Origin of the sequence: Caballeronia sp. EK (assembly GCF_014384845.1) — a bacterium.
GTDB lineage: Bacteria > Pseudomonadota > Gammaproteobacteria > Burkholderiales > Burkholderiaceae > Caballeronia > Caballeronia jiangsuensis.
The window spans coordinates 180795-205143 of record NZ_JACSUE010000006.1 but is presented as its reverse complement, the minus strand read 5'-3'; the positions used below and the strand labels follow the sequence as shown (position 1 = coordinate 205143).

Below are 24349 nucleotides of genomic sequence, written 5' to 3'. Positions count from 1 at the left end.
CATCTGTGCTCCTCCTTAGTTATCGTCGAATTGACTCTAAAGACGACAATAAAAAAGAGCACTTCGTAACCGGCAGCGCGTGCGTGCCGAAATGGAGCATTCGAAAGGGAGCCGACAGAGACGCGCTCAATGCGCGTGTTCAGGCCGCTTGCAAAGCCGGCTTCGGAAAGAGAAATGCCGATTGCAAACCGCGGCAATGCGGCCTGCAATCGGCATGGAGGGAATGCGTTAGTGCTGAATCAGCGAGTGCGCAGCGTTTGAGAGGGAAGTTCGCCGAACAGGCTTTTGTAATCGCTCGCGAAGTGTCCGAGGTTGGAAAATCCCCAGCGCATCGCGGCTTCGCGCACTGGAATTTCGTTTGGCGATGTCGTCGTCAGGAGCCGTCTCACTTGCGCAAGACGCACGGCGCGCAGATAACTCACCGGATTCATCTGCGTCACCGATTGAAAGCTGTTCTGAATGGTGCGCCGGCTCACGCGCAGCTTCTCGCACAGATCCAGCACCGAGATCGGCTGTTCGGGACGCGCAAGCACCAGTTCATGCGCGCGACGCACGACATCGGCGCGGCACGCATAAGTGAGCCGGTCCTCGCGCGTGGGCACATGAAACGTCAGCAGATCCAGAATGCTTTCTGTCACGGTGTGCGTGAATCGCTGCGCGCCATCGTCCGATGAAAACGGATCGGAGTGCGCAAGCACCGCTTCGACCGCCGCGATGATGCGCTTTCCCGCGCGCGCGCCGGCCGCGCCGGGGATGCTCAGCACGTGCCGGTTGAGAATTTCGTCCTGGACATCGATGCCCGCCGCATCCGCTGCCGACGCGAGCAGACTCATTTCGACGGCCACGCCGAGCATCGACATGTCGGGTGGCGAATGCAACAGGAATTCCTTGTTGCCAGGCGCGACGACGAGCGCGTTTTCGTCGACACGCACGCCCTGAAACGAAAACGGTGCGCCGCCGCCCAGCACGAGTCCGAACGTGACGAAACCCGCCGGCAGTTGCCCGCGTTGAACGATACGAACGTTCGCGGATTCCTGAAAGACCTGCACGCCCGCCACCGAAACCTGCTTGACCGTGCTGCGAAACGCGCCTTCGCCCACCTGGTCGTAACGCTGTTCCCAGCCTGTCAGCGCATGCGCGTGGCGGTCGGCGTCCTCGAAGGTTTCATAGTTGGCGTACATCCCTCCTCCTGCTACTTGCGTCGGCATCGATGCGACTGCTTATAGGTTCTCGATTTTTTGGCGTCAAGCTTTCTAATTGTTCTCGCTTGTTGCGTGTTGCGCAATTCTGAGAATGCACGATTGAAAAACGGGCGCGCGCATGCGTAGGCGCACGCGCGCTTCGTGCGCACTTCAGAGATTACTTTAGAACTCGCGCCGGATGCCTGCGCCCACGGTGGATTTGCGTGAACAGAAGTCTGCGCTCACCCGTCCAGCGCGGCAAATCAGTCAAAAGCGCATCCATCGATAAAGCCCGCTGATGCGGTTTCATATTTGCCGCACTGATAGCCGACGCCCTTTTCGGCGAATTTGACCTGGATATCCGTCACATCGACACTGCCTGCGAAACGAAGCCTTTCGAAAGCATCGACGCCTCCTCATTCCCCAAGCGAGCCCCTATGTCTTCCGTTCACTCCCAGGCTTCAGCGGACCGCCCCGCCGCAACGCAGGATCGCGCGCTCAGCCGGATCGTCGTCGCTTCCGTCGCGGGCAATGCGATGGAGTGGTATGACTTCTTCGTCTACGGCACGGCCGCCGCGCTCGTGTTCGGCCAGTTGTTCTTTCCCGCGAATGCGGACCCGCTCGTCGGAACGCTCGGCGCATTCGCCGCGTTCGCGATGGGCTTCGTTGCACGACCGCTCGGCGGCATCGTGTTCGGGCATATCGGCGATCAGTATGGACGGCGCGCGTCGTTCGTATGGACGCTGCTCATCATGGGCTTCGCGACCTTCGGCATCGGCTTGTTGCCCACTTATGATCGTGTGGGGCTATGGGCCCCTGCCGCGCTCGTCGCGCTGCGGCTGCTGCAAGGGGTCGCTTCGGGCGGCGAATGGGGCGGCGGCGTGTTGATGATCAGCGAGAGCGCACCGCCCGAAAAGCGCGGCTATTACGCGGCGTGGAGCCAGCTCGGCGTGGGCGGCGGCTTCGTGCTCTCGTCGGGCGCGTTTCTCGCCGTACAGGCCTTGCCGCACGATCAGTTCATCTCATGGGGCTGGCGTCTGCCCTTTCTCGCGAGCATTCTGATCTTCGCGCTCGGCGTATATATCCGGCATAACCTGCCCGAGAGCCGTGACTTCGAAAACGCGGATCGTGCTGGCAAGACTTCTCACATGCCGGTTATCGAAGTCATCAAACGCCATCCGAAAGAAATCCTGATGGCGATGGGATTGCGTGTCGCCGAGAACGGCGGCGCCTATATCTTTCTCGCCTTCTCGCTCGTCTACGGCAAATATGCGGGCATAGACAATTGGACGATGCTCACCGGCGTGATGATCGCGATGATCGTCGAGATGGCGGCGATGCTTTTATGGGGCAAGCTCTCCGATCGCATCGGCCGCAAACCGGTGTACATGATCGGCGCGGTGTCGCTCGCATTCATGGCGTTCCCCTTCTTCTGGCTGCTCAATACGCATTCGACGCCGCTGATCTGGCTCGCGCTCGTGCTCGGCACGGCGGTATGTCATGGCGCGATGATCGGCACACTGCCTTCGCTCGTCGGCGAGCTCTTCAGTACCGAAGTGCGCTACTCGGGCGTCGCGCTCGGCCATGAGGTCGCGTCGATCTTCGCGGGCGGGCTTTCTCCGCTCATCGCCACGGCGCTGCTCGCGCGCTATCACGCGTATTGGCCGGTCTCCGTTTTCCTCATCGCGCTCGCGCTCGTCACCGTCATTACGTTGAAGTACACGCACGAGACGCGCGCCAGATAACCCGAGCTTTTCTTTTCGTTTCATTCGATTGCCATTCGCGCGGCGCTTGCCCGCGCGAATGCCTGCGCACGCCCAGAGACCCGCATTCATCGGAGACACACGATGCATTCCCCAAACACCATGAAACCAAAAGGCAAGCGCCATACATACGAATGGTATGTCGTCGTGATCTGCATGCTGGCGTATGTTTTCTCGTTCATCGACCGCCAGGTGCTCGCGCTCATGATCGAGCCGATCAAGCGCGATCTGCATCTCACCGACACGCAATTCAGCCTCCTGCATGGATTCGCGTTCTCGCTCTTCTATGCGGTGATGGGCATGCCGATTGCCTATCTCGCCGATCGTTTCGCGCGACCGCGCATCATCGCGGCGGGCATCGCGCTGTGGAGCGTCGCAACGGCGACGTGCGGGCTCAGTCAAAGCTTCGTGCATATGTTCGCTTCGCGCATGAGCGTCGGCGTGGGCGAAGCCGCGCTCTCGCCCGGCACGTATTCGATGATCGCGGATTACTTTCCGAAGGAGAAGATAGGCCGCGCGATCGGCATTTATTCGCTCGGCTCGTTCATTGGCGGCGGCATCGCGTTTCTCGTCGGCGGATATGTGATTGCACTGCTCAAGCACGCGAGCGTGTTCACGTTGCCGCTCATCGGCGAATTGCGCGCGTGGCAGTTGACGTTCTTTATCGTCGGCTTGCCCGGTCTCTTCGTCGCGTTCGTTTTCATGCTCACGGTGCGTGATCCCGCACGCAGGGGGCTCGCGCAAGACACCACGGGCAAGGTCAAACGCGTCGCGATGGGCGATGCGCTGCGTTTCATCGCGAGCCATCGCAAGACGTTCTTCTGTCATTACATCGGCTTCTCGTTCTATGCGATGGGCCTCTATTGCCTGATGGGCTGGACGCCCGCTTTCTATATGCGCCGTTTCGGTCTCACGCCTGTAGAAACGGGTTATATGCTCGGCATCGTGATGCTCGTCGCCAACACGACGGGCGTGTTCTGCGGCGGCTGGCTCAATGACTGGCTGCTGCGCCGCGGCCGCAGCGATGCGCCGATCCGCGCGGCATGGATCGGCGCGGCCTGCATGCTGGTTCCGGCTATCGCATTCACGCAGACGACGAGCCTCAACGCGTCGCTCGCATGGCTCGTCGCGGCGATGTTCTTCGCTTCGTTCCCGCTACCGACCTCCGCCGCCGCCATGCAGGCGCTCGCGCCCAATCAGATGCGCGCGCAGATTTCAGCGATGTTCCTGCTCGTGTCGAATCTGATCGGACTGGGTCTCGGGACCACGCTCGTCGCGCTCATCACCGACAAGGTGTTCGGCTCGCCACTGGCGGTCGGCGATTCTATGGCCATCATCAACGCCGTGGCGATCGTGCTGGCCGTCGTGTTGCTCCATGCCGGATGCAGGCAGTATCGCGCGAGTCTCGATCGTGAAGCTCGCGAAGCCCGTGTCACGATCGCCGAAGAACAAGCGCCAGAGAAAATGCCGGCGGGCGCGGCGACGACGGCCTGAAGATATCCGCCGATTTGATGTGACCTGCGCTTTTTAATCTATTTTGCTTATCCGACGAGGGACGTTACGCTCGACGCATCGTCCCTCGACACATTGGAAAGGCAGCATCATGCAAGCTCAAACCTTCAAAGTTCGCGTCGACGCATTGCGCGAAGAAGCTCACGGCGTGCGTTCGTTCAGCATCTCGCGCCTCGACGGCCAGCCCTTCGATGCCTACGAGCCCGGCGCGCATATCGATGTCACGAGTCCATCCGGCATCACGCGCCAGTACTCACTGTGCGGCGATCCGGCTTGCCGCGATTCGCATGTCTTCGCGGTGAAGAAGGAGGAACAATCGCGCGGCGGCTCGCGTTCGTTGCATGACGAAGTCAGCATCGGCAGCGAGTTGTCGATCGGCGCGCCGCGCAATCTGTTCCGCCTCGAAGCAAGTGCGAGCGAGCATATCCTGATCGGCGCGGGCATCGGCATTACGCCTCTGCTTTCGATGGCGTATCGTCTCGTCGCGATCGGTGCGCCCTTCACGCTGCACTATTTCGCGCGCAGCGATACGCATGCGGCGTTCTTGCCGCTCCTCGCACGCGCGCCGTTCGACGGACATGTCAGGCTGCATTTCGGTGTCGAACGCGAAGTACTCGCCGATGAACTCGATGCCTGCATCGGCGACGCGGACAAGGATGCGCACGTCTATACATGCGGTCCCGCTCCGTTCATGGATGTGGTGGTCGATACTGCGCAAAAGCGCTTGCCCGCCGGTGCCATTCATCTCGAACGCTTCAAGGCCGAGCCGCAAGCCCCGACGGATGAATCGCTCGATACCTTCGATGTCCAGCTCGCGAGGACCGGGCAAACCGTGCGTGTGGATGCAGCCACGTCCATCGTCGATGCGCTTGCGTCGATCGGCATCGAGGTCGATACCTCATGCGGCGAAGGCGTCTGCGGAACCTGCATGGTCGATGTCGTGAGCGGCCAGCCCGAGCACCGCGATCATTGTTTGAGCAAGGCGGAGCGCGCGAGCAACAGCGTAATCTGCTGCTGCGTGTCCCGTTCACGCTCGCCGGTTCTCGTGCTCGACCTCTGAACTCATAGCTTCTCGAAGCCCGCGAGGATGTCGGTCATCAGGCCGCGCATCCACGCGATGCCTTCGTCCTCGTGAAAGTGCTCGTGCCAGTGCATGGTCACGGCCGCCTTCGGCAATTGAACCGGCAACGCATAGATCCTGAACGCCTCGTTGCGATTGAGGATATGCGCGAGCCGCTCGGGCAATGTCGCGAACAGATCGGTCACCGCGAGCACGCCGGGAACGGCCACGAAATGCGGCAGCGCCAGCGCGATATTGCGCCCGACACCTTGCGCTCGCAATGCGTCGTCGAGCGCATGGTGACTATGTTCGAGCGATCGCACCTGCACATGCGACGCCGCGAGAAACTGATCGAGATTCAACGTCTCTCCTGCGGGCAGGCCTTCGCGCTTCCTCGTCATGCACACATAAGCTTCTTCGAAAAGCAGCGCGTGACGCGTGCGCGGCAAGAGCGATGGCAGATTGCCGATCGCGAAGTCGAGCCGGCTCGAACGCAATGCTTCCTCGATGTCCTCCACAGGCAAAGGCTCGACCAGCAGCTTCACGCGCGGCGCGGCCTCGTGCAGCGCCTGGCAGATCGCGGGCAAGTACGCCATTTCTCCCGCGTCCGAAAGGGACAGGCGAAACGTGCGACTGCTCGTGGACGCATCGAAACGCTCGGCGAAGCGCAACGCTTCGCGCACGGTATCGAGCGCACGTCCGACGATCTCGGCGAGTTCCAGTGCGACGGGCGTCGGCTGCATGCCGGCGCGCGTGCGGATGAAGAGCGTGTCATCGAAAAGCGTGCGCAGACGGCCCAGCGAATAGCTCACCGCGGGCTGCGAGAGCGCGAGCCGCTCGCCTGCTTTGGTGAGGCTGCGCTCTTCCACGATCGCCTGAAAGACGCGCAACAAGTTGAGATCGACATGGTCGAGGGAATTCATCGGCAACTCTCAAGATATCGGCCGGATTTATCCAGCACCCGTTTTTTAATCGATTTGACGCATGATCTTCGCAAAGCGAGACTGATGTCAACGAGAGGATGTGCCGATCTTCATCGCCATCCTCGTTAGCCGATCAACCTCACCCCACATCGAAACGATGAGTACGCCGACAACCCAAATCATCGACACGAGCGCGCTCGGCCGCCGTGCGCAAGCCGACCGCATCGCGCCTTCGCTCTACTACGATCCTGATCTTTTCGAAGCTGAACTCGAGCGCATTTTCTATAAGACGTGGATCTGGGTCGCGCATGAAAGCGAGTTGCCGAAACCCGGCGATTTCGTCACGACGACCATCGGTCGCCAGCCCGTGATCGTCGTGCGCGACAAGACAGGCGCGGTCCATGTGCTGCAAAACCGCTGCCGTCATCGCGGCGCAACCGTCTGTGAAGAGCACAAGGGCAACGCGAAGGGCTTCACGTGTCCGTATCACAGCTGGTCTTATGCGCTCGACGGCACGCTGCGTGCCCTGCCCTACGGCGACGGGTATGAAGGCGTCTGCGAAAAAGGCGATCTGCCGCTCAAGAAATTGCGCGTCGGGATTTATCAGGGCTTGATTTTCGCGAGCTTCAACGAAGCTATCGAACCGCTCGAAGACTTTCTGGGCGGTGCAAAGCCCTGGATCGATCTTTTCATGAAGCAAGGCGCGGGCTATCCGATCAAGGCCAACGGCGAGCATAAGTTCAAGTTCAAGGGAAACTGGAAAATCCAGCTCGAGAACACAACCGATCTTTATCACTTTCCCGTCGTGCATAAATCGTGGATGAAGTCGATCGACGACGAAACCGCCGCGGCCATTACGAGCTTCATGACGAGCGAAGACGCGTTCTGCCGCTCGCTCGGCAACGGCCATAGCCTCGCCGTGCTGGTGCCCGAGATCGTCGATCTCGACAAGGATGACGGCGCACCCTTGCCGGAACGCTTCAACGATCTGGCCGCAACCCTCGCGGAGAAACATACGCCCGATGAAGTGCGCCGTATCGTGCGCTCGCTGATGGGCGTCGGCTTCAATCTGAATCTGTTTCCGAACCTCGCGCTCTCGATGGCGTTCTTCCGTGTGCTGCGGCCCATTTCCGCCGACGAAACGGAGATTCGCCACGTCGCACTCGCGATGGACGGCGGACCGGAAGAAGCGAATCGCGTGCGCCTGCGCATTCACGAACACTTCCAGGGTCCGTTCGGTTTCGGCAGCCCCGACGACGCCGAAGCATGGGAACGCGTGCAGCGCGGCTCGCACGCGGGGCCCGATGTGCCGATCCTCGTCAATCGCGGCCTGAACCGCGAAACGACCGCACCGAACGGAGAAAAGACCGCGCATGCCACCGACGAAACCGGCATGCGTGAAGCCTACAAACAATGGCGCGCAATGATGGAGCAGGCATGATGGACGATCGCAACGCACTCTTCTCTCAACGGACCTTCGCGCGCGCGATCGAATTCATCTGGCGTGAAGCCGAACTGCTGGATCGGCGCGACTATCACGCGTGGCTCGATCTGTGGGACGAGAAAGGCTTCTATGTGGTGCCGATCGATCCGAACGCGACCGACTTCGCCGCCACCCTGAACTACGCCTACGACGATCAGCACATGCGCGAACTGCGCGTGCAGCGCATGACGTCGGGTTATTCGGCGTCCGCATCCGACGCGGCTCGAACGGTGCGCACCGTATCGCGCTTCACGTTGTCGAGCGATAGCGCCGATGTCGTCGAAGTGAAGTCGTCGCAAGTCATCGTCGCGTACAAGCGCGGCGTGTCGACGATCTTCGCCGCCGATCTCACGCACAAGATCAGCATGGCGAGCGGCGAGCCGAAGCTCCTCGAAAAGGTGATCCGCCTGATCGATTCGACCGAAGCGCTGAGCGCGATCGGCTTCCTGCTTTGAGCGCGGCGCACGCATCGATGCATACGCGCCGATGCGTGCCTGCCCGTCGATCATGCGCGATGAGACAGGGGCAGCGCGAAGCGGCATTCGAGGCCGCCGCCTGCTGCGCGTTGCGCCCAGATACGGCCGTCGTGCCGCGACACGATGCTCTTGCACAACGACAAGCCAATGCCATTGCCGCCCGCCTTCGACGAAGAGAAGCCGTCGAACAGGCGTTCGTGCGCATCGTCGGGCACGCCCGGTCCGTTGTCGATCACATGAAGCTCGGCCGCGTCACCGTTCATCGATGTGGCGAGCGTGACGATCTCCGTCGACGATTTCGCGGCGCTCAATGCTTCGATGGCGTTGAACGCGAGATTGAGGATCACCTGGCCGATGAGCACGCGTTCGCAACGTACCGGCAACGGCTCGCTCCATTGCTCGATCCTGAGCGTCACGCCCTCGTCTCGCGCGCGCAATTGAATGAAGTACGCGACATCCGCGAGCACGTCGCGAAGATCCGCCTGTGCTTCGACGGGTTCTCGCTTCACGATGAACTCACGCACACTCTTGATGATATGCGCCGCGTGCTCGGCCTGGCGATCCGCTGCGCGCAAGCCCCAGATCGCACTATCGATGGAATCGGGCTGAGCGAGCCGCTGAATCGCGCCTTCGATGAAATTGCGCACGGCGGCAAGCGGCTGGCTCAATTCATGCGCGATTGCCGTCGCCATCTCGCCCATTGCGTTGTTTCGCCCCGCGTATTCGAGCATGCGCGCTTCGTTGCGGCGCGCGTCCTCGATTGCGACTTCATCGGTGATATCGCGGAAATGCACCAGCGTGCCGTCCTCGATATCGATTCGCCTGCACGTGATGCGCAGCCATCGCTTCGCGCCGTCGCGACGCGTGATCGCATAGCGTTGCGCAGGCGTCGATTGCTGCCGCGTCGCGCTGCGCAACTGCGCGATCAGCCGGTCGCGATCCTCTCTCGCGCAATAGTCGAGCGCGACGCCCAGCGGTGCATCGCTCGCAACACCCAGTACGCGCCGTCCCGATTCGCTGATGAAGCTCACCTTGCCGCGCGGCGTGAGCACCGCGACGCCCTCGCCCAGATCCTGCATGTACTCGCGCAGCCGCGTTTCATAGCGGCGCAGTTTCTGGCGCATCGCTTCTTCCGCGCTGATATCGCGAAACTGCACCATCACCACCGCGCGCCCGGCAAGCGGGACATAAGTCGCGATCGCCTCGGACAGCATGTCGACGCCCGCGCGCGAGCGATAACACCATTCATAACTTTGCGGGCCTTCGGTGATCGAGCGGTCCATCGCATTCACCGCGATTTCACGACGATATCTGATGTCGTCGCGAGTCATGTCGTGCGCCTTGAGCGGCAGCAGTTCCTCGACCGAAAAGCCGAGCGCGACACACGCCGCACGATTCGCCCAGACGATGGCCTTCGTCTTCGCATCGTGAAGAAGCACGCATTGCGTCAAGGCGTCGAGCAGCCGGCGGAAATCGTCTTCGGCGGGAAAGTTCATATCGAGGTGCGAGGAAAAGACAGTACCAGCACAAACCATAGCATCGGCGCGTCCCGCGCGTCCCTAAAGATTTCTTTAGAAGACCGGGATGCTTCACTGAATCGCACGCTCGCCTTCCCAATTGCTTCGGTCTTTTTGCGTTTCTAGACTGACATCAATGCAAAACGAACGAAAAGGAGACTTACCCATGTCAGCTTCCGCGACTGCCTTCGCTATCCGCGACGATCTGTCGAATCAAACCGATGCCATCACGCTCGACGATGTGATCGCCGAAATCGCGCAGCGCCGCGACGAATTCGACCGGCTGTCGCACGTGCCGCGTGATGTCATCGAAAAGCTCAAGCGCGCTGGCATCTATCGTGCCGCCACGCCGAAACGCTTCGGCGGCGATGCGCGCGCCCCCGGCGAATCTCTGGAGATGATCGAGCGCATCGCGGTCGCCGACGGCTCCGCCGCGTGGGTCGCGAGCTTCGGTTCGGCGAATCTCTATCTCGCCGCGTTGCCGGTCGCGACGCAGGCCGCGATCTATGCGGATGGGCCCGATCAGGTCTTTGCGGGTGGGCTTTTTCCGGTGCAGAACGCACAACCCGCACCGGGCGGCTATCGCGTGAACGGTACGTGGAAGTTCGCGAGCGGCTGCAAGGGCGCGGACTGGCTCGGTGTCGGCATCGGCACCGGCAAACCGGGCGAAGCGCCGGGCAAGCCGCGCACCGCCGTGTTTCGCCCCGAGCAGGTGGAGATCGTCGAGAACTGGAACGTCGTCGGCATGCAGGGCACCGGCAGTCACGACTTGCGCGTGACGGATCAGTTCGTCGCCGAAGACTGGACCTTCGTGCGCGGCGGCGTATCGACAATCGATGAACCGCTCTATCGATATCCGACCATCGCGTATGCGGCGCAAGTGCTCGCCGTCGTGAACCTCGGTCTCGCGCGCGCAGCTCTCGACGTCGCCAATCATATGGCGGGCGGCCGCAAGACCACGACCGGCGCGCCGCAACTCGCCGATCGCGCCTACTACCGTATCGAACTTGCAAAAGCGGAAGCGCAATTGCGCTCAGCGCGCGCATTCTTCTACGAATCGACCGACAGCGTATGGCAGTCCATTCTCGCGGGCAATGAAGTCTCCGCGGAACAGGTCAGCCTGTTGCGCCTGGCGGCAACGCAGATCGCGCGTGAAGGCGCGGACGTAGTGAATCGCGCGTATCGCCTGGGCGGCACGATGGCGATTTATCGCACGCATCCGTTGCAACGGCTGATGCGCGACGCGATGGTCGTCACGCAACACGCATTTCTCGGCGAAGGCAACTACGACGGCGCGGGCGCCGTGTTCGTCGGCGTGCCGCCGATTCCCGGCTATCTCTGATCCATTTTCATCGCATAACAAGAGGAGTAACGCTTCATGACCGATAACCGAAATCTTCCTTTGCGCGTGCTGTTCTGCTGCGGCGTAACCCAGAACTTTTTCGACTTGCCGCGCGAACAGATTGGAGACGTGTGGCAAGCCTACGGCAAGATGTTATCCGCCATCGAGGCTATGGAGAACGTGCGCGTGCTGGGCGTGATGGATGACGACCGCCTGGTCGTCGGACAGTCCGATGGCGCGCCGTGGACGTTTTACATCATGGCCGATGTCGCCGACTTCGATACGGCTGTCGCCGTGTGCAATCTCTATCGCACGACGCCCGTCGGCGATTACAACCTGTGGCGCTATGGAAAGATCGAGGCGCGCGTGGGACGTGCATTGACGGTGCCGCCGGCCACAGCCAATAACGCGTGAAGCCATGACGCAAGCCAACATCGACGCATTGCTCAAGCGCCTTGCAGCGCTGGAGGCGCAGAACGCAGTGCGCAAGACCATCGCGCGCTATATGGCGCTATGCGATGTGCCTTGCGCACCGCTCGAAGGCGAAGCGCTCGCCGCGCTCTTCACCGACGACGCCGTGTGGGAAGGCATCGGGCCGCAGTATGCGAAGAAGTTCGGGCGTCTGCAAGGACGAGCGGCGATCGTCGAAATGCTTCAACGTTATCTGCCGCCGACGCCGCATTTCGCCAGCAATGTGCACTTTCTGACGTCCGAGCATATCGAGGTTATGGGCGATATCGTCAAGGGACGATGGATCATGTTGCAGGCATCCGCTTATGTCGATGCAAAGGCCGAGCTTATCTCCGCGCGGCTGGAAATCGATTTCGCGCCATCTTCACGCGATGAAAACAACGCGTGGCTGATTCGCCATTTCCGCACGGAGCGTCTCTTCGACGCGCCCTGGCAAGTGAATCCACGCAAGGAGACGCACGCATGAGCGCATTCATCAGCGAATTCGATCTGTGCTTGCACGACGATGCCGATGCACCGACCATCGCGATCAAGGACAGCATCGACATAGCGGGATATCTGACCACGGCTGCAAGCCGCGCACTCGCCGATGCACCCGCCGCCACCGAATATGCAGAAGTCGTGCAGCGTCTGCTCGATGCGGGCTGGCGCATCAAGGGCAAAGCCAACATGCACGAGCTTGCATTCGGCATGACCGGTATCAACGACTTCACGGGCACGCCGCAGAATCCTCAGGACGCGACGCGGATTCCTGGCGGGTCGTCGAGCGGTTCGGCTTCGGCTGTCGGACTCGGGCTCGTCGATGCCGCACTGGGCACCGATACGGGCGGTTCGGTGCGCGGCCCCGCGGCATGCTGCGGCGTGACCGGATTGAAGCCAACCTTCGGTCGGGTGTCGCGTCGCGGCGTGGCGCCAGTAGAAACCACACTCGATTGCGTAGGCCCCTTCGCGCGCGACATGCGCGTGCTGATCGAGACAATGGCCGCAATCGATCCTTCGTTCGATACGGGCATCGCGCGAAGGGATGCATCGAAGGCGCGTATCGGCATCGTTGCCGTCGATGCGGATGCGAGTATCCGCAAAGCGGTCGAGCACGCCGTGCGTCGAGCGGGATTCGCGTCACGCGGCATCGAACTGGCGTCGATGGCCGATGCTTTTTCCGCCGGTCTCGCGGTCATCAACGCGGAAACGTGGAAGGCATTCGGTCATCTCGTCGAGACCGGCAAGCTCGGCGCGGATCTCGACGCGCGTTTGCGTCTTGCATCGAAAACCACGCCGGCCGATCTCGAAGCGGCGGAGAACGTGAGGCGCGTCTTCACGGCGGCCGTGGATAGCGCGCTCGAAGATGTCGACGTGCTCGTGCTCCCCACGCTGCCCGCGTTTCCGATCACGCTCGAAGCCGCGCGCGGGGGAACGCCGGTGATCGCAATGTCGTCGTTGATCAGGCCGTTCAATCTAAGCGGGCATCCTGCGTTGAGCCTTCCTCTTCCGGTCGAAGGTTCATCGCTCAAGGCCGGCTTGCAGATCGTCGGGCGCAAGGGCGCGGACGAAAAGGTATGCGCGGTCGCCGCGCATGTCGAAGCGGCGCTCGCTCAATAAAGGAACTCAAACATGTCGAACAGAATCGCGCTCATCACGGGCGCCGCGCGTGGCCTCGGCGCCGCGGTCGCGCGCCGCTTTCATGCCGCGGGCTACAAGGTCGCGCTGGCCGATATCGCCATCGAAGCAACCCGTTCTCTCGCACTGGAGTTGAGCGCCGATCAAAGCAGCGCATTCGCACTCGAACTCGACGTCACATCGAAAGCGGACTTCGAACGCGCGCGTGACGCCGTGCACGAACGCTTGGGAGGTATCGATGTGCTCGTCAACAATGCGGGCGCATCGAAGGTCGTGCCCGTCATGGAGATCACCGCCGAGCAGTTCGATCAGGTCATCGACGTGAATCTGCGCAGCGTACTCTTCGGGTGTCAGGTATTGGGCCGCTATTTCGCGGATCGTGGCGCGGGACGCATCGTCAATATCGCGTCGCTTGCGGGACAGAACGGCGGCTCGGCGACCGGCGCGCACTACGCGGCCGCAAAAGGCGGCGCGATCACGCTGACCAAGGTATTTGCACGCGACCTCGCCGCGCATGGTGTGACGGTGAATGCGATCTCGCCCGGCCCGCTCGATCTGGCTATCGTCCATGAGAGCGTGCCCGCCGACAAGCTCGATAAGGTTATCGCTGGCATTCCGGTGGGACGTCTGGGGTCGGCGGATTACATTGCCGATGTTGCCGTGCTGCTTGCATCACCCGACGCGTATTTTGCCAACGGCGCATGCTGGGACGTGAACGGCGGCCTGTACATGCGTTAGCGCGCGTATCAGGCGGGTCCGTCGCCGGGCGGGCTCCATACTTCGAGCACGTCACGCACGAGCGCGGCGATGGATGCCGCGCCCAGCTTGTCCTTGATGCTCGCGCGATGCACGTCGACGGTCTTGACGCTGATCGACAGATCGGCGGCGATGCGCTTGCTCGCCTTGCCTTCGATCACGCCGCGCAACACCTCTTTCTCGCGCGCGGTCAGCGATTCGACGCGCTCGCGCAGTTCGCGCTGACGCTGATCTTTCGCATGGCGCTGCGTCGCGAGCTTCATGGCGCGCTGCACGCGATCGAGCATTTGCTGCGAGTTATAGGGCTTCTCGACGAAATCGATCGCGCCATGCTGAAGCGCGCGCACCGACATCGGGATATCGCCGTGACCACTCACGAAGATGATCGGCAAGGTCGCGCCGCGGCGGTTGAGCTCGGCCTGCACATCGAAGCCGCTCGTCTCGGGCATGCGCACATCGAGCACGAGGCACGCGGGGCGGCTCACGTCGAAGGCACGCAAAAATTCCGCGGCATTCGCGAATCCTTCCGACTTCACGCCGACCGATTCGAGCAGCCACGCAAGCGAGGTGCGCATGCCGTTGTCGTCGTCGACGATATACACCACGGGAGCGGGAGAATTCATTGCGATGGCTCTTTCGATGCGGGCTTCAGGGACCGTGCGCGCCGGGGGATTCGGCTGTCTCGTCGCAAGGTCTCGTTTTATTGGAACAGCCATGATAACCAGCCGAAATGCGCCGCGAAAGTCCATTCTTTACTTCGACGACACGCGATAGGTAAAAGCTTTAGTGCGTTCGGTAACCACGCCGGGCATGTCGGCGGCTCGTGCCGATGTTCTTTGTGCGGTTCAGCGCGTACGCTTGATTCACGGTTTGCTATACACAACGTTAAACATGAAACGAACTGGAGACGCTCCTATGTCCGCGCTGCCCCGCCCCGACTTCACCGATATCGATCAGGTGCGCAAGCAGTTTCGCCAGGCCATGGCCCATCTCGGCGCTGCGGTGAATGTCATCACCACCACGGGCACCCATGGCCGCTGCGGCATCACGGCAAGCGCCGTGTGCTCGGTCACGGATGCGCCGCCGACTTTGCTCGTCTGCATCAACCGGTCGAGCGCGATGCATGCCGCGTTCGTGAACAATCGCAACGTGTGCGTGAACGTGTTGCCGGGTCATCTCGAACAGATCGCGCGACACTTCGCCGGCCTCACGCAACTCTCGATGGAAGAACGTTTCTCGTTGCCGGTATGGGACGAAGGCGTGAACGGCGTGCCGGTATTGCGCGATGCGCTGGCGAGCCTGCAGGGCACCATCGTCGAGGCGAAGGAAGTGGGATCGCACTCGGTGATGTTCGTCGAAGCGACCGCGATCCGCGTGCGCGACGATGGCGACAGCCTGATTTATTTCGATCGCAACTTTCATCGCGTGCCGCGCGTGTGCGCCACGCAATGAAAAGTTATCGCCGTTGCGGCGTTAAATGATTGCAGGCAGCGCGCAGAGACGCGCGTTGAGGCGCGCACGCGTGATCGACGCGATCTGCGCCAGAGCCTCATCCAGCTCTTGCTGCGTGCTGCGCCCGATACGCCGCTCCAGCGCGCTGAAGATGCCTTCGCGCGTGTAATGCCGCACGCAGATGATGAACGGAAACCCATGCCGCTCCAGATAGGCGGCATTGAGACGATCTAGGGATGCTTCCTGCTCGGCCGACATCGCATCGAGCCCGGCGCTCTTTTGCTCGGCATCGGAATCCGCCGTCATGGTTCCCGCACGAATGTTCGCGCCGGACAACAACGGGTGCAGGTTCAGAAATGCGCGCTGGTTCTTGTCGTCCATCCTGCGGATAACATTCATCATCGCGTCGTGCAATGCCGTGGCCGAGGCGAATGGACGCGCACTCCACGCGCCCTCCGCTGCCTGCGGAAAATGTTCGAACACGCTCGCGAAGGCGCCGACGAAGGTCGCGTGATCGAACGCATTGACCGGTTCGAGATTGATCGACTGTGACATGACGGCTCTCCTATAGGGCATCGATGGCGATTCGTGCCGAGTATAGGAAGCGCGCGAACGGGCGGCGAGACACCCGATCCTATTGACCGCATAACAGAACGCGATAGCGCTAAGCGCGATTCATGTCGCGCAGCGCGCGCAACTCCTGCGCCGCAGCCGTCAGCATGCCGCGCAACCACACGTGCGACGCCGAACGATGTCGCGATGGATGCCACAGCTGATAAAACCGCATGAATGGAAATTCGATCGGCGCATCGAGCACGGCGAGCGGCAGATGCTGCGCATGATAGTTGGCGAAGTGCCGGCCTGTCGTGAGAATCAGATCGGTGCCCGGAATCAGGCTCGGCGCGAGATTGAAGTACGGGCAACTCACGCGGTTGTCGCGATGCACGCGCATGGTGCTGAGCCCGGTATCGACGACGCCGCGCTGATCGCGCGAATACGGCGTGGGCACGATATGCGACGCGCTCAGATAGTCCTGGGCATCGAACTTGCCTGACTGCGCGTGGACGCTGTCGCGGGCAACAACGCATACGACCTCGTCTTCGAGCAGCACCGACAAATGCAGATGCTCGGGAGGATTGGGCCAGTTGCCGATGACGATATCCGGCGAGCCTTCCGATAGCCCCTGTTCATAGTTGAATGCGGCCGAAAGCGGCACCGCGACGAGGCGCGCATGTGGTGCAGCGCGCCTGAATTCGCGCACGACATGCGCGAAAAAGGGCGGCGCCAGATAGTCGGGCATGCCCACGGTAAAGCTTTGCTCGGTGGTCGCCGGATCGAAATGATCGTCCGATACGAGCAGGTTATCGAGCGCGCTCAATGCGGCCTGCGCGCTCTGCGCCAGTTGAATGGCGCGCTCGGTCGGCACCATCACGTTCTTTTCGCGCGTGAGCAACGGGTCGTTGAAGATCGCACGCAGCCGTTTGAGCGCAGAGCTGATAGCAGGCTGCGACTGGTTCATACGAATGGCCGTGCGCGACACACTGCGCTCGCCGATCAGCGTGCACAGCACGCGCAGCAGATAGGTATCGAATGGATCGTCGGTGCGATTCATGGTGAGTTCCGTGTCTCGATGGTTCGCGTCGCCGCGGCGTTATTCTGCCAGCCGGCGTCGCGGGAACCGCTTCATGCAAGCCTCGCTAGGGTAATCCATAGGTACGAAAAAGCGCTGCAAAAAACGGCGCGGAGCCGCACCACACAAGGCTTTTCAGCCCATATACGCGTTGCTATGGGGCTTATTGGCCCGTCCCCCGTTACCGATTTTCTGGCCGTTTCTATACTTGCTTCCAACCGAACGCACGACCTTGTCCGTGCGCCGCAGACCGACTGGAAAGGAGAAACCATGTCGCTCATCAAACAGGAGATGCCGGTTTTCGCGAGCGAGGCCGAAAGCGCCGAAGCGAGCGTCTATCGCAAGGTCTCATGGCGGCTCTTGCCGTTTCTCGGCGTACTGTGGGTGCTGGCGTGGCTGGATCGCGTGAACATCGGCTTCGCCAAGCTGCAGATGCTGGACTCGCTGCATTTCAGCGAAGCGGTATATGGCCTCGGCGCGGGCATATTCTTTATCGGCTACTTTCTGTTCGAGGTGCCGTCGAACATGCTCTTGCAGAAGATCGGCGCGAAAAAAACGATCATGCGCATCACGATCTGCTGGGGCATCATCTGCATGTTGCAGACGCAGGTCAACACGCCCACGCAGTTCTATATCCTGCGCTTCCTGCTCGGCGCTTTCGAAGCGGGCTTCTATCCGGGCGTGATTCTTTACCTCACGTACTGGTATCCGTCGCAGCGGCGGGCGCGGGCCTTCGGCACGTTCATGTCGGCATCGGCGATCGCGGGCGTGCTCGGCGGTCCGCTCGCCGGCTGGATCATGACGTCGATGGGCGGAGTGCACGGCATGCACGGCTGGCAATGGCTCTTCATCATCGAAGGCATTCCGTCCGTGCTCGCCGGTGTGTTCGCGTACTTCTACATGACCGACAAGCCCGAGGAAGCAGGCTGGCTGACCGCCGATGAAAAGCGTGTCGTGCTCGACGCCTTGCAACGCGACAACGCCGCGATGGGCGAGCGTGGCCACGACTGGCGCTCGCTCTTCACGAATCGCAAGGTATGGCTGATGATCGCGATCTTCTTCTGCCTGCTGTGCGCGAATTCGACGCTCACCTTCTGGATTCCGACCGTCATCAAGGATGTAGGCGTGGGCACGCCGATGGCCGTCGGCTGGATCGCGGCGCTTGCCTATTTGTGCGGCGCGGCCGGCATGATCATCAATGGCGCGCACTCGGACCGCAGCAATGAAGTGCGCTGGCACTTCAGCGGCGCGGCGATCGTCGGCGGCGTATCGATGGCCTTGCTCGCCGTGCTGATGGGCTTCGACAAGATTTCGCCGGTTATCGCGTTGCTGGCCATGACGGCATCGCTGATCGGCACGATGAGCGCGATCCCCGTGTTCTGGCAATTGCCCAACCGCTATCTGGCCGGCAGCGCGGCGGCGATCGGCGTGGCGCTCATCAACTCCGTCTCCAATCTCGCGGGTTTCGGCGCGCCCTATGTGATGGGACTCGTCAAGAACGCGACGGGCAAGTTGACGACCGGTCTCTATCTCGTGGCCGTCATCGAAGTGCTGGCCGCGGTGCTCGTGATCATCGGCATCCGCAAGCTCGGCAACAAACAAGAGGCCTGACATGCGCGACAAAGACACTTCCCCGGCTTTCGATGTGAGCCGCCGCCGCTTTGCGCTGCAATCGGTCGCGCTGGGCGGCAGCATGTTGATGGCGAAGACCGCTCTTGCCGCCGATGCCCCGACGTCGCCCGCACCGAACCAGACGACGGGTCCGGTGCAACAGGATGGCCTGAGCCCGCGCCTCACGATGCACGGCCTCGACACGTGGCACGGCACGCCCGCCGCGGGCATGCGCGTGGACTTGTTCGCGATCGAAGACGGACGCTCGAAGCTTCTGCAAACGATCACGCTGGCAGCGAGCGGCCGCAGCGAGCCGCCGCTCTTGATCGGCGATACGTATCGCGCGGGCACGTATGAGCTCCTGCTGCATGCGGACGAATACTTCGCCGCGCGCAAGGCGAATCTGCCGCAGCCGATGTTTCTCTCGAAGATCCCGCTGCGCTTTCGCATCATCGATATCAATCAGCGCATTCACCTGCCGGTGTTATTCGGACCGTGGAGCTATAACTACTACCGCGGCAGTTGAACAAAGCGCAAAACAAAAACGCGAGATCAGGAGAAGACACATCATGGCCGCAGGCATCACCACCCATGTACTCGACGTCGCGCTCGGCCAGCCCGCTGCCGGCATGCAGATCGAATTGTTCGACGTAGCCACCCAGCCGCCGACGCTGCTCGCGCGCACGCGCACCAATCGCGACGGGCGCACGGATTCACCGATTCTGCCGGCCGCACAAGCACGTGCAGGCGATTTCGAACTGCGCTTCTGGGTAGCGGATTACTTCAAGACGCCCGATGTATTCGCGGATGTCGTGCCGGTGCGCTTCACGCTTTCCGATGCGGCGCAGCACTATCACGTGCCCCTTCTATGCTCGCCGTGGAGTTTCGGCACCTATCGCGGAAGCTGAATCGCAGCGCGTGGATTGCTTTACACGCCACTTATCATCGATCAGAATGGAAGCGCTGATGCTTCATCATTCGTGATGATTAAAGGGGCGTATCGATGGAATTGCGACACTTGAAAATCTTTTGCGCTGTGGCTGAGACCGGCAGCTTCACCGCGGCGGCAGAGAAAGTGCACAATGTTCAGTCGAATGTCACGATGCGCATCAAAGAACTGGAAAGCGAACTCGGCCAGCAATTGTTCGTGCGTTCGAAAGGCGGCGTCATGCTCACGTCCGCCGGCCACACGTTTCTCGGCTATGCGCGGCGTGTTTTGCAACTGATGGACGAAAGCCGCAGCGCGATGCTCGACGCCACCACACCGAAGGGGCCGCTGCGTCTCGGTTCGATGGAAACCACCGCGGCCATTCGCTTGCCGAAAGTGCTCGCCAAATATCACAAGAAGTATCCGCAGGTTCAGCTTTCGCTCATTACCGGCACGACCAGCGAGCTCATCAAAGCAGTAGAGAATCATCGGCTCGATGGCGCTTTCGTCGGCGGCTTTCATCAGAACGCCGCATTGCATCAGGAAGAAGTCTTTCGCGAAGAACTCGCGTTGCTGAGCAGCGTCCAGTTCCGCTCGCTGGATCAGCTTGTCGAAGCGATGTCGCGGCAAACGGTGCTCGTGTTCAGAACCGGCTGCTTTTATCGTTCGACGCTCGAACAATGGTTTTATCAGTCGGGCCTCATTCCGGGACAGGTCATGGAATTGGGCACGCTCGACGGAATCATGTCCTGTGTCGCGGCGGGAATGGGCATCACGCTTTTGCCGAAGGCAGTGGTCGAACGGCATGGCAGCCGGCGCTCCGTTCGATGCCACGAATTGCCATCCGCATTCGCCAATGTGACCACCGTCTTTATTCGCAATCAGGATGCGGTGGTGACGCCTGCTTTATCGGCATTGCTCGCGCTAACGCATGAGCAGTTCAGCAACGGATCTCAGGCATCGAATGTCGAATCCGAGCTTTCGCTCGCGGATAACGCAAGCCTATGAGCGAGAATGACCGCGCCCGAATTGCATCGTGGGCGCAGTCACGTTCGATCACGCGTAACGTAGCTGCAATGCTTCCTCGGGCTCGAACATCAGGCCTTCGGCAAGTTCGGCCACGCGCTCCGCAGCCGGCATGACACGATCGATCTTGCCCACACCCTGCCCTGCATAGAGCGATAACTTCCGCGCCATTTTCGGCTTGTCGATGACACGTGCGCCGCCGCCGATGAATCGCAGCAGATTCCATCTGTCCCGGTTCGGCATGACACGGTGCGGCGTGCCGTATTTCCAGCCGAACGAATAACCGGTGCGGTATTCGGTATCGTCGACGGTCGCTTCGATGATCTTCTGCTTGTAAAGCGGATGCGCGTTGGATTCTTCGCAGGCCACGAACGCCGTGCCGACCAGCACGCCCGATGCGCCCATGCTCATCACTGTCTCAACGTCGTTTCTATTCGTGATGCCGCCGGCGGCCAGCACGGGAATGTCTCCCGCTATCGAAAGTATTCCCGGCAACAAGGACAGCAAGCCGATCGTCCCGCGATTCAGATGGCCGCCGCTTTCGCTGCCCTGCGCGGTGACGATATCGGCGCCATTGGAGATGGCGCTGCGCGCCAGTTCGACCGAACCGACCTGAACCATCACGATCATCCCCGCGTCTTTCGCGCGCTGGATCATATCTGGATAACTTTCCGCATAAAAGAGCGAAAGCATCTTCGGCTTTTCTTCCAGCACAACCTGAAATTGCGCCTCGAATACATCCGGTCCGCCGAACGAGGGCACGAGATTCACACCGAATGGCTTATCCGTGAGGGCTCTCGTTTCGTTGATCCAGCGGCGCAGTGCGAGCGGCGGCAACCTCAGCCCGCCTATCGTGCCCATGCCGCCGGCGTTTGCAACTGAGGCGACGAGCGCGGGACCGGAGATCGCCGCCATCCCCGCAAGGAAGATCGGATATCTGACGCCGCAAAGCGCGGCGATTCCGTTCGCCTGTCCTTTTCGATTGATTGCAGTCATGGTTCAAAGCTCCACATGCTTGCCAAGCATTCGTTTGAGGGAATCGTTTTTCAACACGAAATGGTTCTTGAAAGCACCGAACATATGAAGGGCGAGCCCGCACAGGAATGCGCCCGCGCCGATATCGAAGAGCACGCTGAAAACATGCGCGGCGGCCGCATGCGGGCCCATGAGCGGCGGCACGGTGAATCTACCCGGTAACCCGATCGGCACGCCCGCGCTCGATTTCCCGAGCCACGCGGCGATTGGCAGCAGCACCATCGCCAAAGCCAGCGCGACGGCAACCGAGCGGCTCGCGATCACTTCCACGGGATTGGGCGTGCCGACGGGCAACGGATGCCACGACGTGATGCGCGCCCAGAAGCGATAGACCGATAGCGGAAACAACAGTGTCCCGCACAGATTGACGAATCGCGCGGACTCGCTTGCAGGCTCGACCAGCCCGACGATTTTCGATGCGATGATCGACAACACGAGCAACGCGATCATCCAGTGAAGCGCGATCGTGATCGGCGAAAACCCGAGGCCGTTATCTCTGAACTTGAAACGTATCGGTTGTCCCGATGTGACATCTTGCTGAATGTGGCTCATGGCAACTCCTTTCGAGGATCAGTGACTCACCGCGCCCGACGCGCCGATTCCGGTTTGAGCACGAACGAACTGGTCGTGAAATCTTTGTCGTTCTTCGTTGGCCTGCGCGCGGCGGTCCGTGACCGAGCCCAGCCACATGAAAAAGAACGCGATGCTCATCGAAATGATCGCCGGGTAGTCGTAAGGGAAGACCGGCGCCGCGTGCCCCAGCACCTTGACCCACACGGCGGGTGATAACACAACGAGCGAAATCGCACTCACGAGCCCGGCGATTCCGCCGATCAGCGCGCCACGCGTGGTCAGTCCTTTCCAGTAGATAGCAAGCGTCAGCACAGGGAAATTGACGGAAGCCGCGATGCTGAACGTCAGGGCGACGAGAAACGCCACGTTCTGATCCTTGAAGACCATGCCAAGCACAATGGCGACGAATGCAATGCCTATCGACGCCACGCGCGAAACGCGCTTCTCGCTTTCCGGTGTGGCCTGGTTCTTCTTGTAGACCATCGCGTAGAGATCGTGAGAGATCGCGGAGGTGCCCGCCATCGTGAGGCCGGCCACGACAGCGAGAATCGTCGCGAATGCGACGGCGGATAGAAAGCCCAGTGCCGGATCGCCGCCGAGCGCCTTCGCGAGATGCATCACGGGCATGTTGGAACCGCCGATCAGCTTCCCGCCGACGACACCGCCCTCATAAAAGAGCGGATTGCGTCCGACGATCGCGATCGATGCCACGCCGAGCAACGCGACCACGAGAAAGAAATAGCCGATGAAGCCCGTCGCGACGAATACCGACTTGCGCGCCTCCTTCGCATCGCGCACGGTAAAGAAGCGCATGAGGATATGAGGTAATCCCGACGTGCCGAATACGAGACCGACCGACAACGAAAGCATGGCGAACGGGTCGGCGACGAGCTTGCTCGGCAACATGATGCCGATGCCGTTCTTGTGCGTTTTGATCGCCTGCTCGAACATCGTATCGAGCGAGAAGCCGAATTGCCGAAGCGCCAGGGATGCAAGCAATGTCGCGCCGAAGAGCATCAGCACAGCCTTGATGATCTGCACCCAGGTCGTCGCCACCATGCCGCCGAACGTGACATAGATAGCCATCAACGCACCGACGATCACGATCGCCTGGTCATAACTGAGGCCGAAAAGAAGTTGAATGAGCTGCCCTGCCCCGACCATCTGAACCACGAGATAGAAACAGACGACGGTGAGCGAGCCGAACGCCGTCATCGTCCGGATTCTTCGCTGATCGAGGCGGAATGACGCGATGTCGGCGATGGTGACCTGTCCGAGATTCCTGATCCTTTCCGCGAACAGAAACATCAAGAGCGGCCATGCGACGAAGAAGCTCACCGCGTAAATCATGCCGTCATAGCCGTTGAAGAAAATCATGCTCGTGAGACCGAGCAGTGCCGCCGCCGACATGTAATCGCCCGCAAGCGCGAGACCGTTCTGAAAGCCGGTGATCGTTCCTCCCGCGTTATAGAAATCCTTCATGGAACGCGTCTTCGATGCAGACCAGCACGTTATAGCGAGCGTTGCAACGACGAAAACGAGGAACATTGAAATTGCCGTGAGATTGAGCGGCTGCCTTTGCACGTGGCCGATCGCTTCGGGTGCGGCGAGAGCGGATTGCGTGGCGCATGCGCTCAGCAAGCCTATGCCCTTTGGGACGCGACGATTCATTGCGCGCCTCCGTTCAGGATTTCGTTGGTGAGCGCGTCGAATTCTCCGTTCGCTCGATGTATGTAAAGACCCGTGAGGAGCCACGTTCCTGCAATGAGCAATACGCCGATCGTCCAACCGGTCGTGATGACGCTCGCGCCAAACATCTTGGCCGAGAGCAGTTTCGGCGCGAACCCGGCCACCAGAACGAAGGCGTAGTAAGGCACCAGCGTGCCGAGCGTCAGGCGCGCAACGAATCTGCGGCGACGGGAAACGAGCCGTTTAAAGGCGGGCGTCAGCCAGAGTTCCTGGCTGGAAAGCGAGGTCATCACAGTGTCTCCTA

25 protein-coding genes are annotated in these 24349 nt (G+C 61.0%); 15 read left to right on the top strand and 10 right to left on the bottom strand.

Translation table 11 applies throughout. The features are described 5' to 3' along the window. Positions 1-239: 239 nt before the first annotated feature. On the bottom strand, positions 240-1181 hold the full coding sequence (locus IAG25_RS19420) for a helix-turn-helix domain-containing protein (protein WP_187606299.1): 942 nt from the start codon (positions 1179-1181) through the stop codon (positions 240-242). Between the two features lie 437 nt (positions 1182-1618). Here IAG25_RS19420 and IAG25_RS19415 point away from each other — a divergent pair, with 437 nt between their 5' ends. The 3 genes from IAG25_RS19415 (at position 1619) to IAG25_RS19405 (ending at position 5516) form a co-directional block, all read left to right on the top strand. Continuing rightward, positions 1619-2926: an MFS transporter gene (locus IAG25_RS19415; RefSeq protein ID WP_187606298.1), complete on the top strand. Its 1308-nt coding sequence runs from the start codon at positions 1619-1621 to the stop codon at positions 2924-2926. Positions 2927-3028: 102 nt separating this feature from the next. Next, complete coding sequence (locus tag IAG25_RS19410) at positions 3029-4438, top strand: spinster family MFS transporter (RefSeq protein ID WP_187606297.1); 1410 nt, start codon at positions 3029-3031, stop codon at positions 4436-4438. Positions 4439-4547: 109 nt separating this feature from the next. Then, complete coding sequence (locus tag IAG25_RS19405) at positions 4548-5516, top strand: PDR/VanB family oxidoreductase (RefSeq protein WP_187606296.1); 969 nt, start codon at positions 4548-4550, stop codon at positions 5514-5516. Positions 5517-5518: 2 nt separating this feature from the next. Here the strand turns inward: IAG25_RS19405 and IAG25_RS19400 are convergent, their stop codons facing one another. Continuing rightward, positions 5519-6439, bottom strand: a complete 921-nt coding sequence (locus tag IAG25_RS19400; protein ID WP_187606295.1) for a LysR family transcriptional regulator — start codon at positions 6437-6439, stop codon at positions 5519-5521. A gap of 157 nt (positions 6440-6596) precedes the next feature. Here IAG25_RS19400 and IAG25_RS19395 point away from each other — a divergent pair, with 157 nt between their 5' ends. Beyond that, positions 6597-7880 carry an aromatic ring-hydroxylating oxygenase subunit alpha gene (locus tag IAG25_RS19395; protein WP_035501880.1) on the top strand — a complete coding sequence of 428 codons (1284 nt, stop codon included), beginning with the start codon at positions 6597-6599 and terminating at the stop codon, positions 7878-7880. Then, entirely contained in the window at positions 7877-8377 is a 501-nt protein-coding gene (locus IAG25_RS19390; protein WP_187606294.1) for an aromatic-ring-hydroxylating dioxygenase subunit beta, read from the top strand. The genes IAG25_RS19395 and IAG25_RS19390 overlap by 4 nt, the downstream gene beginning before the upstream one ends. A 50-nt stretch (positions 8378-8427) precedes the next feature. Here IAG25_RS19390 and IAG25_RS19385 read toward each other — a convergent pair whose 3' ends face one another. After that, a complete protein-coding gene (locus IAG25_RS19385) occupies positions 8428-9894 on the bottom strand; it encodes a sensor histidine kinase (protein ID WP_187606293.1) in 1467 nt (488 codons plus the stop codon). A gap of 187 nt (positions 9895-10081) precedes the next feature. Here IAG25_RS19385 and IAG25_RS19380 point away from each other — a divergent pair, with 187 nt between their 5' ends. From IAG25_RS19380 to IAG25_RS19360, 5 genes are read left to right on the top strand one after another with little or no spacing between them, the layout of a single operon-like run. Then, the gene (locus IAG25_RS19380; protein ID WP_187606292.1) at positions 10082-11257 is read left to right on the top strand and encodes an acyl-CoA dehydrogenase family protein; all 1176 of its coding nucleotides are present in this window, start codon (positions 10082-10084) and stop codon (positions 11255-11257) included. 36 nt (positions 11258-11293) lie between these two features. Continuing rightward, positions 11294-11671 carry a hypothetical protein gene (locus IAG25_RS19375; protein WP_187606291.1) on the top strand — a complete coding sequence of 126 codons (378 nt, stop codon included), beginning with the start codon at positions 11294-11296 and terminating at the stop codon, positions 11669-11671. Between the two features lie 4 nt (positions 11672-11675). Continuing rightward, positions 11676-12194: a nuclear transport factor 2 family protein gene (locus IAG25_RS19370; protein WP_187606290.1), complete on the top strand. Its 519-nt coding sequence runs from the start codon at positions 11676-11678 to the stop codon at positions 12192-12194. Further along, on the top strand, positions 12191-13327 hold the full coding sequence (locus tag IAG25_RS19365; RefSeq protein WP_187606289.1) for an amidase: 1137 nt from the start codon (positions 12191-12193) through the stop codon (positions 13325-13327). The genes IAG25_RS19370 and IAG25_RS19365 overlap by 4 nt, the downstream gene beginning before the upstream one ends. A gap of 12 nt (positions 13328-13339) precedes the next feature. Beyond that, complete coding sequence (locus IAG25_RS19360; RefSeq protein WP_187606288.1) at positions 13340-14083, top strand: SDR family NAD(P)-dependent oxidoreductase; 744 nt, start codon at positions 13340-13342, stop codon at positions 14081-14083. 8 nt (positions 14084-14091) lie between these two features. Here the strand turns inward: IAG25_RS19360 and IAG25_RS19355 are convergent, their stop codons facing one another. Continuing rightward, entirely contained in the window at positions 14092-14724 is a 633-nt protein-coding gene (locus IAG25_RS19355; RefSeq protein ID WP_187606287.1) for a response regulator transcription factor, read from the bottom strand. Positions 14725-15016: 292 nt separating this feature from the next. Between IAG25_RS19355 and hpaC the strand changes: the two genes are divergently transcribed. Then, positions 15017-15553 (top strand): 4-hydroxyphenylacetate 3-monooxygenase, reductase component, encoded by a 537-nt coding sequence (hpaC, locus tag IAG25_RS19350; protein WP_035501867.1) that lies wholly within the window; start codon positions 15017-15019, stop codon positions 15551-15553. 21 nt (positions 15554-15574) lie between these two features. Here the strand turns inward: hpaC and uraD are convergent, their stop codons facing one another. Together uraD and IAG25_RS19340 are read right to left on the bottom strand one after the other, a co-directional pair. Further along, positions 15575-16108, bottom strand: coding sequence for a 2-oxo-4-hydroxy-4-carboxy-5-ureidoimidazoline decarboxylase (gene uraD / locus IAG25_RS19345; protein WP_187606286.1), 534 nt, complete (start codon positions 16106-16108; stop codon positions 15575-15577). Positions 16109-16217: 109 nt separating this feature from the next. Then, positions 16218-17165: a LysR family transcriptional regulator gene (locus tag IAG25_RS19340; protein ID WP_187606285.1), complete on the bottom strand. Its 948-nt coding sequence runs from the start codon at positions 17163-17165 to the stop codon at positions 16218-16220. Between the two features lie 288 nt (positions 17166-17453). Here IAG25_RS19340 and IAG25_RS19335 point away from each other — a divergent pair, with 288 nt between their 5' ends. The 4 genes from IAG25_RS19335 to IAG25_RS19320 all read left to right on the top strand — a co-directional run bounded on the left by IAG25_RS19335 (position 17454) and on the right by IAG25_RS19320 (position 20730). Further along, positions 17454-18794, top strand: a complete 1341-nt coding sequence (locus IAG25_RS19335; protein ID WP_187606284.1) for an MFS transporter — start codon at positions 17454-17456, stop codon at positions 18792-18794. A 1-nt stretch (position 18795) separates the two neighbouring features. Next, positions 18796-19320, top strand: coding sequence for a hydroxyisourate hydrolase (locus IAG25_RS19330; protein WP_187606283.1), 525 nt, complete (start codon positions 18796-18798; stop codon positions 19318-19320). 43 nt (positions 19321-19363) lie between these two features. Next, positions 19364-19702, top strand: coding sequence for a hydroxyisourate hydrolase (gene uraH / locus IAG25_RS19325; protein ID WP_035501861.1), 339 nt, complete (start codon positions 19364-19366; stop codon positions 19700-19702). 95 nt (positions 19703-19797) lie between these two features. Continuing rightward, positions 19798-20730: a LysR family transcriptional regulator gene (locus IAG25_RS19320; protein WP_187606282.1), complete on the top strand. Its 933-nt coding sequence runs from the start codon at positions 19798-19800 to the stop codon at positions 20728-20730. A gap of 48 nt (positions 20731-20778) precedes the next feature. On the opposite strand, the gene IAG25_RS19315 is transcribed toward IAG25_RS19320, so the two are convergent. Genes IAG25_RS19315 through IAG25_RS19300 form a run of 4 tightly spaced genes read right to left on the bottom strand, consistent with a single transcriptional unit; the run spans position 20779 to position 24335 of the window. Then, positions 20779-21744: an NAD(P)H-dependent flavin oxidoreductase gene (locus IAG25_RS19315; RefSeq protein ID WP_187606281.1), complete on the bottom strand. Its 966-nt coding sequence runs from the start codon at positions 21742-21744 to the stop codon at positions 20779-20781. Positions 21745-21747: 3 nt separating this feature from the next. Then, positions 21748-22335, bottom strand: a complete 588-nt coding sequence (locus tag IAG25_RS19310; protein ID WP_187606280.1) for a cytochrome b — start codon at positions 22333-22335, stop codon at positions 21748-21750. Between the two features lie 18 nt (positions 22336-22353). Continuing rightward, positions 22354-24027, bottom strand: coding sequence for a cation acetate symporter (locus IAG25_RS19305; RefSeq protein ID WP_187606279.1), 1674 nt, complete (start codon positions 24025-24027; stop codon positions 22354-22356). Further along, on the bottom strand, positions 24024-24335 hold the full coding sequence (locus tag IAG25_RS19300; protein WP_187606278.1) for a DUF485 domain-containing protein: 312 nt from the start codon (positions 24333-24335) through the stop codon (positions 24024-24026). The genes IAG25_RS19305 and IAG25_RS19300 overlap by 4 nt, the downstream gene beginning before the upstream one ends. Between the last annotated feature and the right edge of the window lie 14 nt (positions 24336-24349).

What these genes read in the sequence shown, in the direction of transcription:
- uraD (WP_187606286.1), bottom strand. Translation starts at nt 16,108, where the DNA reads ATGTCACAGTCGATCAATCTCGAACCGGTCAATGCGTTCGATCACGCG.
- IAG25_RS19385 (WP_187606293.1), bottom strand. Translation starts at nt 9,894, where the DNA reads ATGAACTTTCCCGCCGAAGACGATTTCCGCCGGCTGCTCGACGCCTTG.
- IAG25_RS19365 (WP_187606289.1), top strand. Translation starts at nt 12,191, where the DNA reads ATGAGCGCATTCATCAGCGAATTCGATCTGTGCTTGCACGACGATGCC.
- IAG25_RS19410 (WP_187606297.1), top strand. Translation starts at nt 3,029, where the DNA reads ATGCATTCCCCAAACACCATGAAACCAAAAGGCAAGCGCCATACATAC.
- IAG25_RS19305 (WP_187606279.1), bottom strand. Translation starts at nt 24,027, where the DNA reads ATGAATCGTCGCGTCCCAAAGGGCATAGGCTTGCTGAGCGCATGCGCC.
- IAG25_RS19335 (WP_187606284.1), top strand. Translation starts at nt 17,454, where the DNA reads ATGTCGCTCATCAAACAGGAGATGCCGGTTTTCGCGAGCGAGGCCGAA.
- IAG25_RS19395 (WP_035501880.1), top strand. Translation starts at nt 6,597, where the DNA reads ATGAGTACGCCGACAACCCAAATCATCGACACGAGCGCGCTCGGCCGC.
- IAG25_RS19380 (WP_187606292.1), top strand. Translation starts at nt 10,082, where the DNA reads ATGTCAGCTTCCGCGACTGCCTTCGCTATCCGCGACGATCTGTCGAAT.
- IAG25_RS19300 (WP_187606278.1), bottom strand. Translation starts at nt 24,335, where the DNA reads ATGACCTCGCTTTCCAGCCAGGAACTCTGGCTGACGCCCGCCTTTAAA.
- IAG25_RS19310 (WP_187606280.1), bottom strand. Translation starts at nt 22,335, where the DNA reads ATGAGCCACATTCAGCAAGATGTCACATCGGGACAACCGATACGTTTC.
- IAG25_RS19405 (WP_187606296.1), top strand. Translation starts at nt 4,548, where the DNA reads ATGCAAGCTCAAACCTTCAAAGTTCGCGTCGACGCATTGCGCGAAGAA.
- hpaC (WP_035501867.1), top strand. Translation starts at nt 15,017, where the DNA reads ATGTCCGCGCTGCCCCGCCCCGACTTCACCGATATCGATCAGGTGCGC.
- IAG25_RS19420 (WP_187606299.1), bottom strand. Translation starts at nt 1,181, where the DNA reads ATGTACGCCAACTATGAAACCTTCGAGGACGCCGACCGCCACGCGCAT.
- IAG25_RS19370 (WP_187606290.1), top strand. Translation starts at nt 11,676, where the DNA reads ATGACGCAAGCCAACATCGACGCATTGCTCAAGCGCCTTGCAGCGCTG.
- IAG25_RS19400 (WP_187606295.1), bottom strand. Translation starts at nt 6,439, where the DNA reads ATGAATTCCCTCGACCATGTCGATCTCAACTTGTTGCGCGTCTTTCAG.
- IAG25_RS19375 (WP_187606291.1), top strand. Translation starts at nt 11,294, where the DNA reads ATGACCGATAACCGAAATCTTCCTTTGCGCGTGCTGTTCTGCTGCGGC.
- IAG25_RS19355 (WP_187606287.1), bottom strand. Translation starts at nt 14,724, where the DNA reads ATGAATTCTCCCGCTCCCGTGGTGTATATCGTCGACGACGACAACGGC.
- IAG25_RS19415 (WP_187606298.1), top strand. Translation starts at nt 1,619, where the DNA reads ATGTCTTCCGTTCACTCCCAGGCTTCAGCGGACCGCCCCGCCGCAACG.
- IAG25_RS19360 (WP_187606288.1), top strand. Translation starts at nt 13,340, where the DNA reads ATGTCGAACAGAATCGCGCTCATCACGGGCGCCGCGCGTGGCCTCGGC.
- IAG25_RS19320 (WP_187606282.1), top strand. Translation starts at nt 19,798, where the DNA reads ATGGAATTGCGACACTTGAAAATCTTTTGCGCTGTGGCTGAGACCGGC.
- IAG25_RS19340 (WP_187606285.1), bottom strand. Translation starts at nt 17,165, where the DNA reads ATGAATCGCACCGACGATCCATTCGATACCTATCTGCTGCGCGTGCTG.
- IAG25_RS19315 (WP_187606281.1), bottom strand. Translation starts at nt 21,744, where the DNA reads ATGACTGCAATCAATCGAAAAGGACAGGCGAACGGAATCGCCGCGCTT.
- IAG25_RS19330 (WP_187606283.1), top strand. Translation starts at nt 18,796, where the DNA reads ATGCGCGACAAAGACACTTCCCCGGCTTTCGATGTGAGCCGCCGCCGC.
- IAG25_RS19390 (WP_187606294.1), top strand. Translation starts at nt 7,877, where the DNA reads ATGATGGACGATCGCAACGCACTCTTCTCTCAACGGACCTTCGCGCGC.
- uraH (WP_035501861.1), top strand. Translation starts at nt 19,364, where the DNA reads ATGGCCGCAGGCATCACCACCCATGTACTCGACGTCGCGCTCGGCCAG.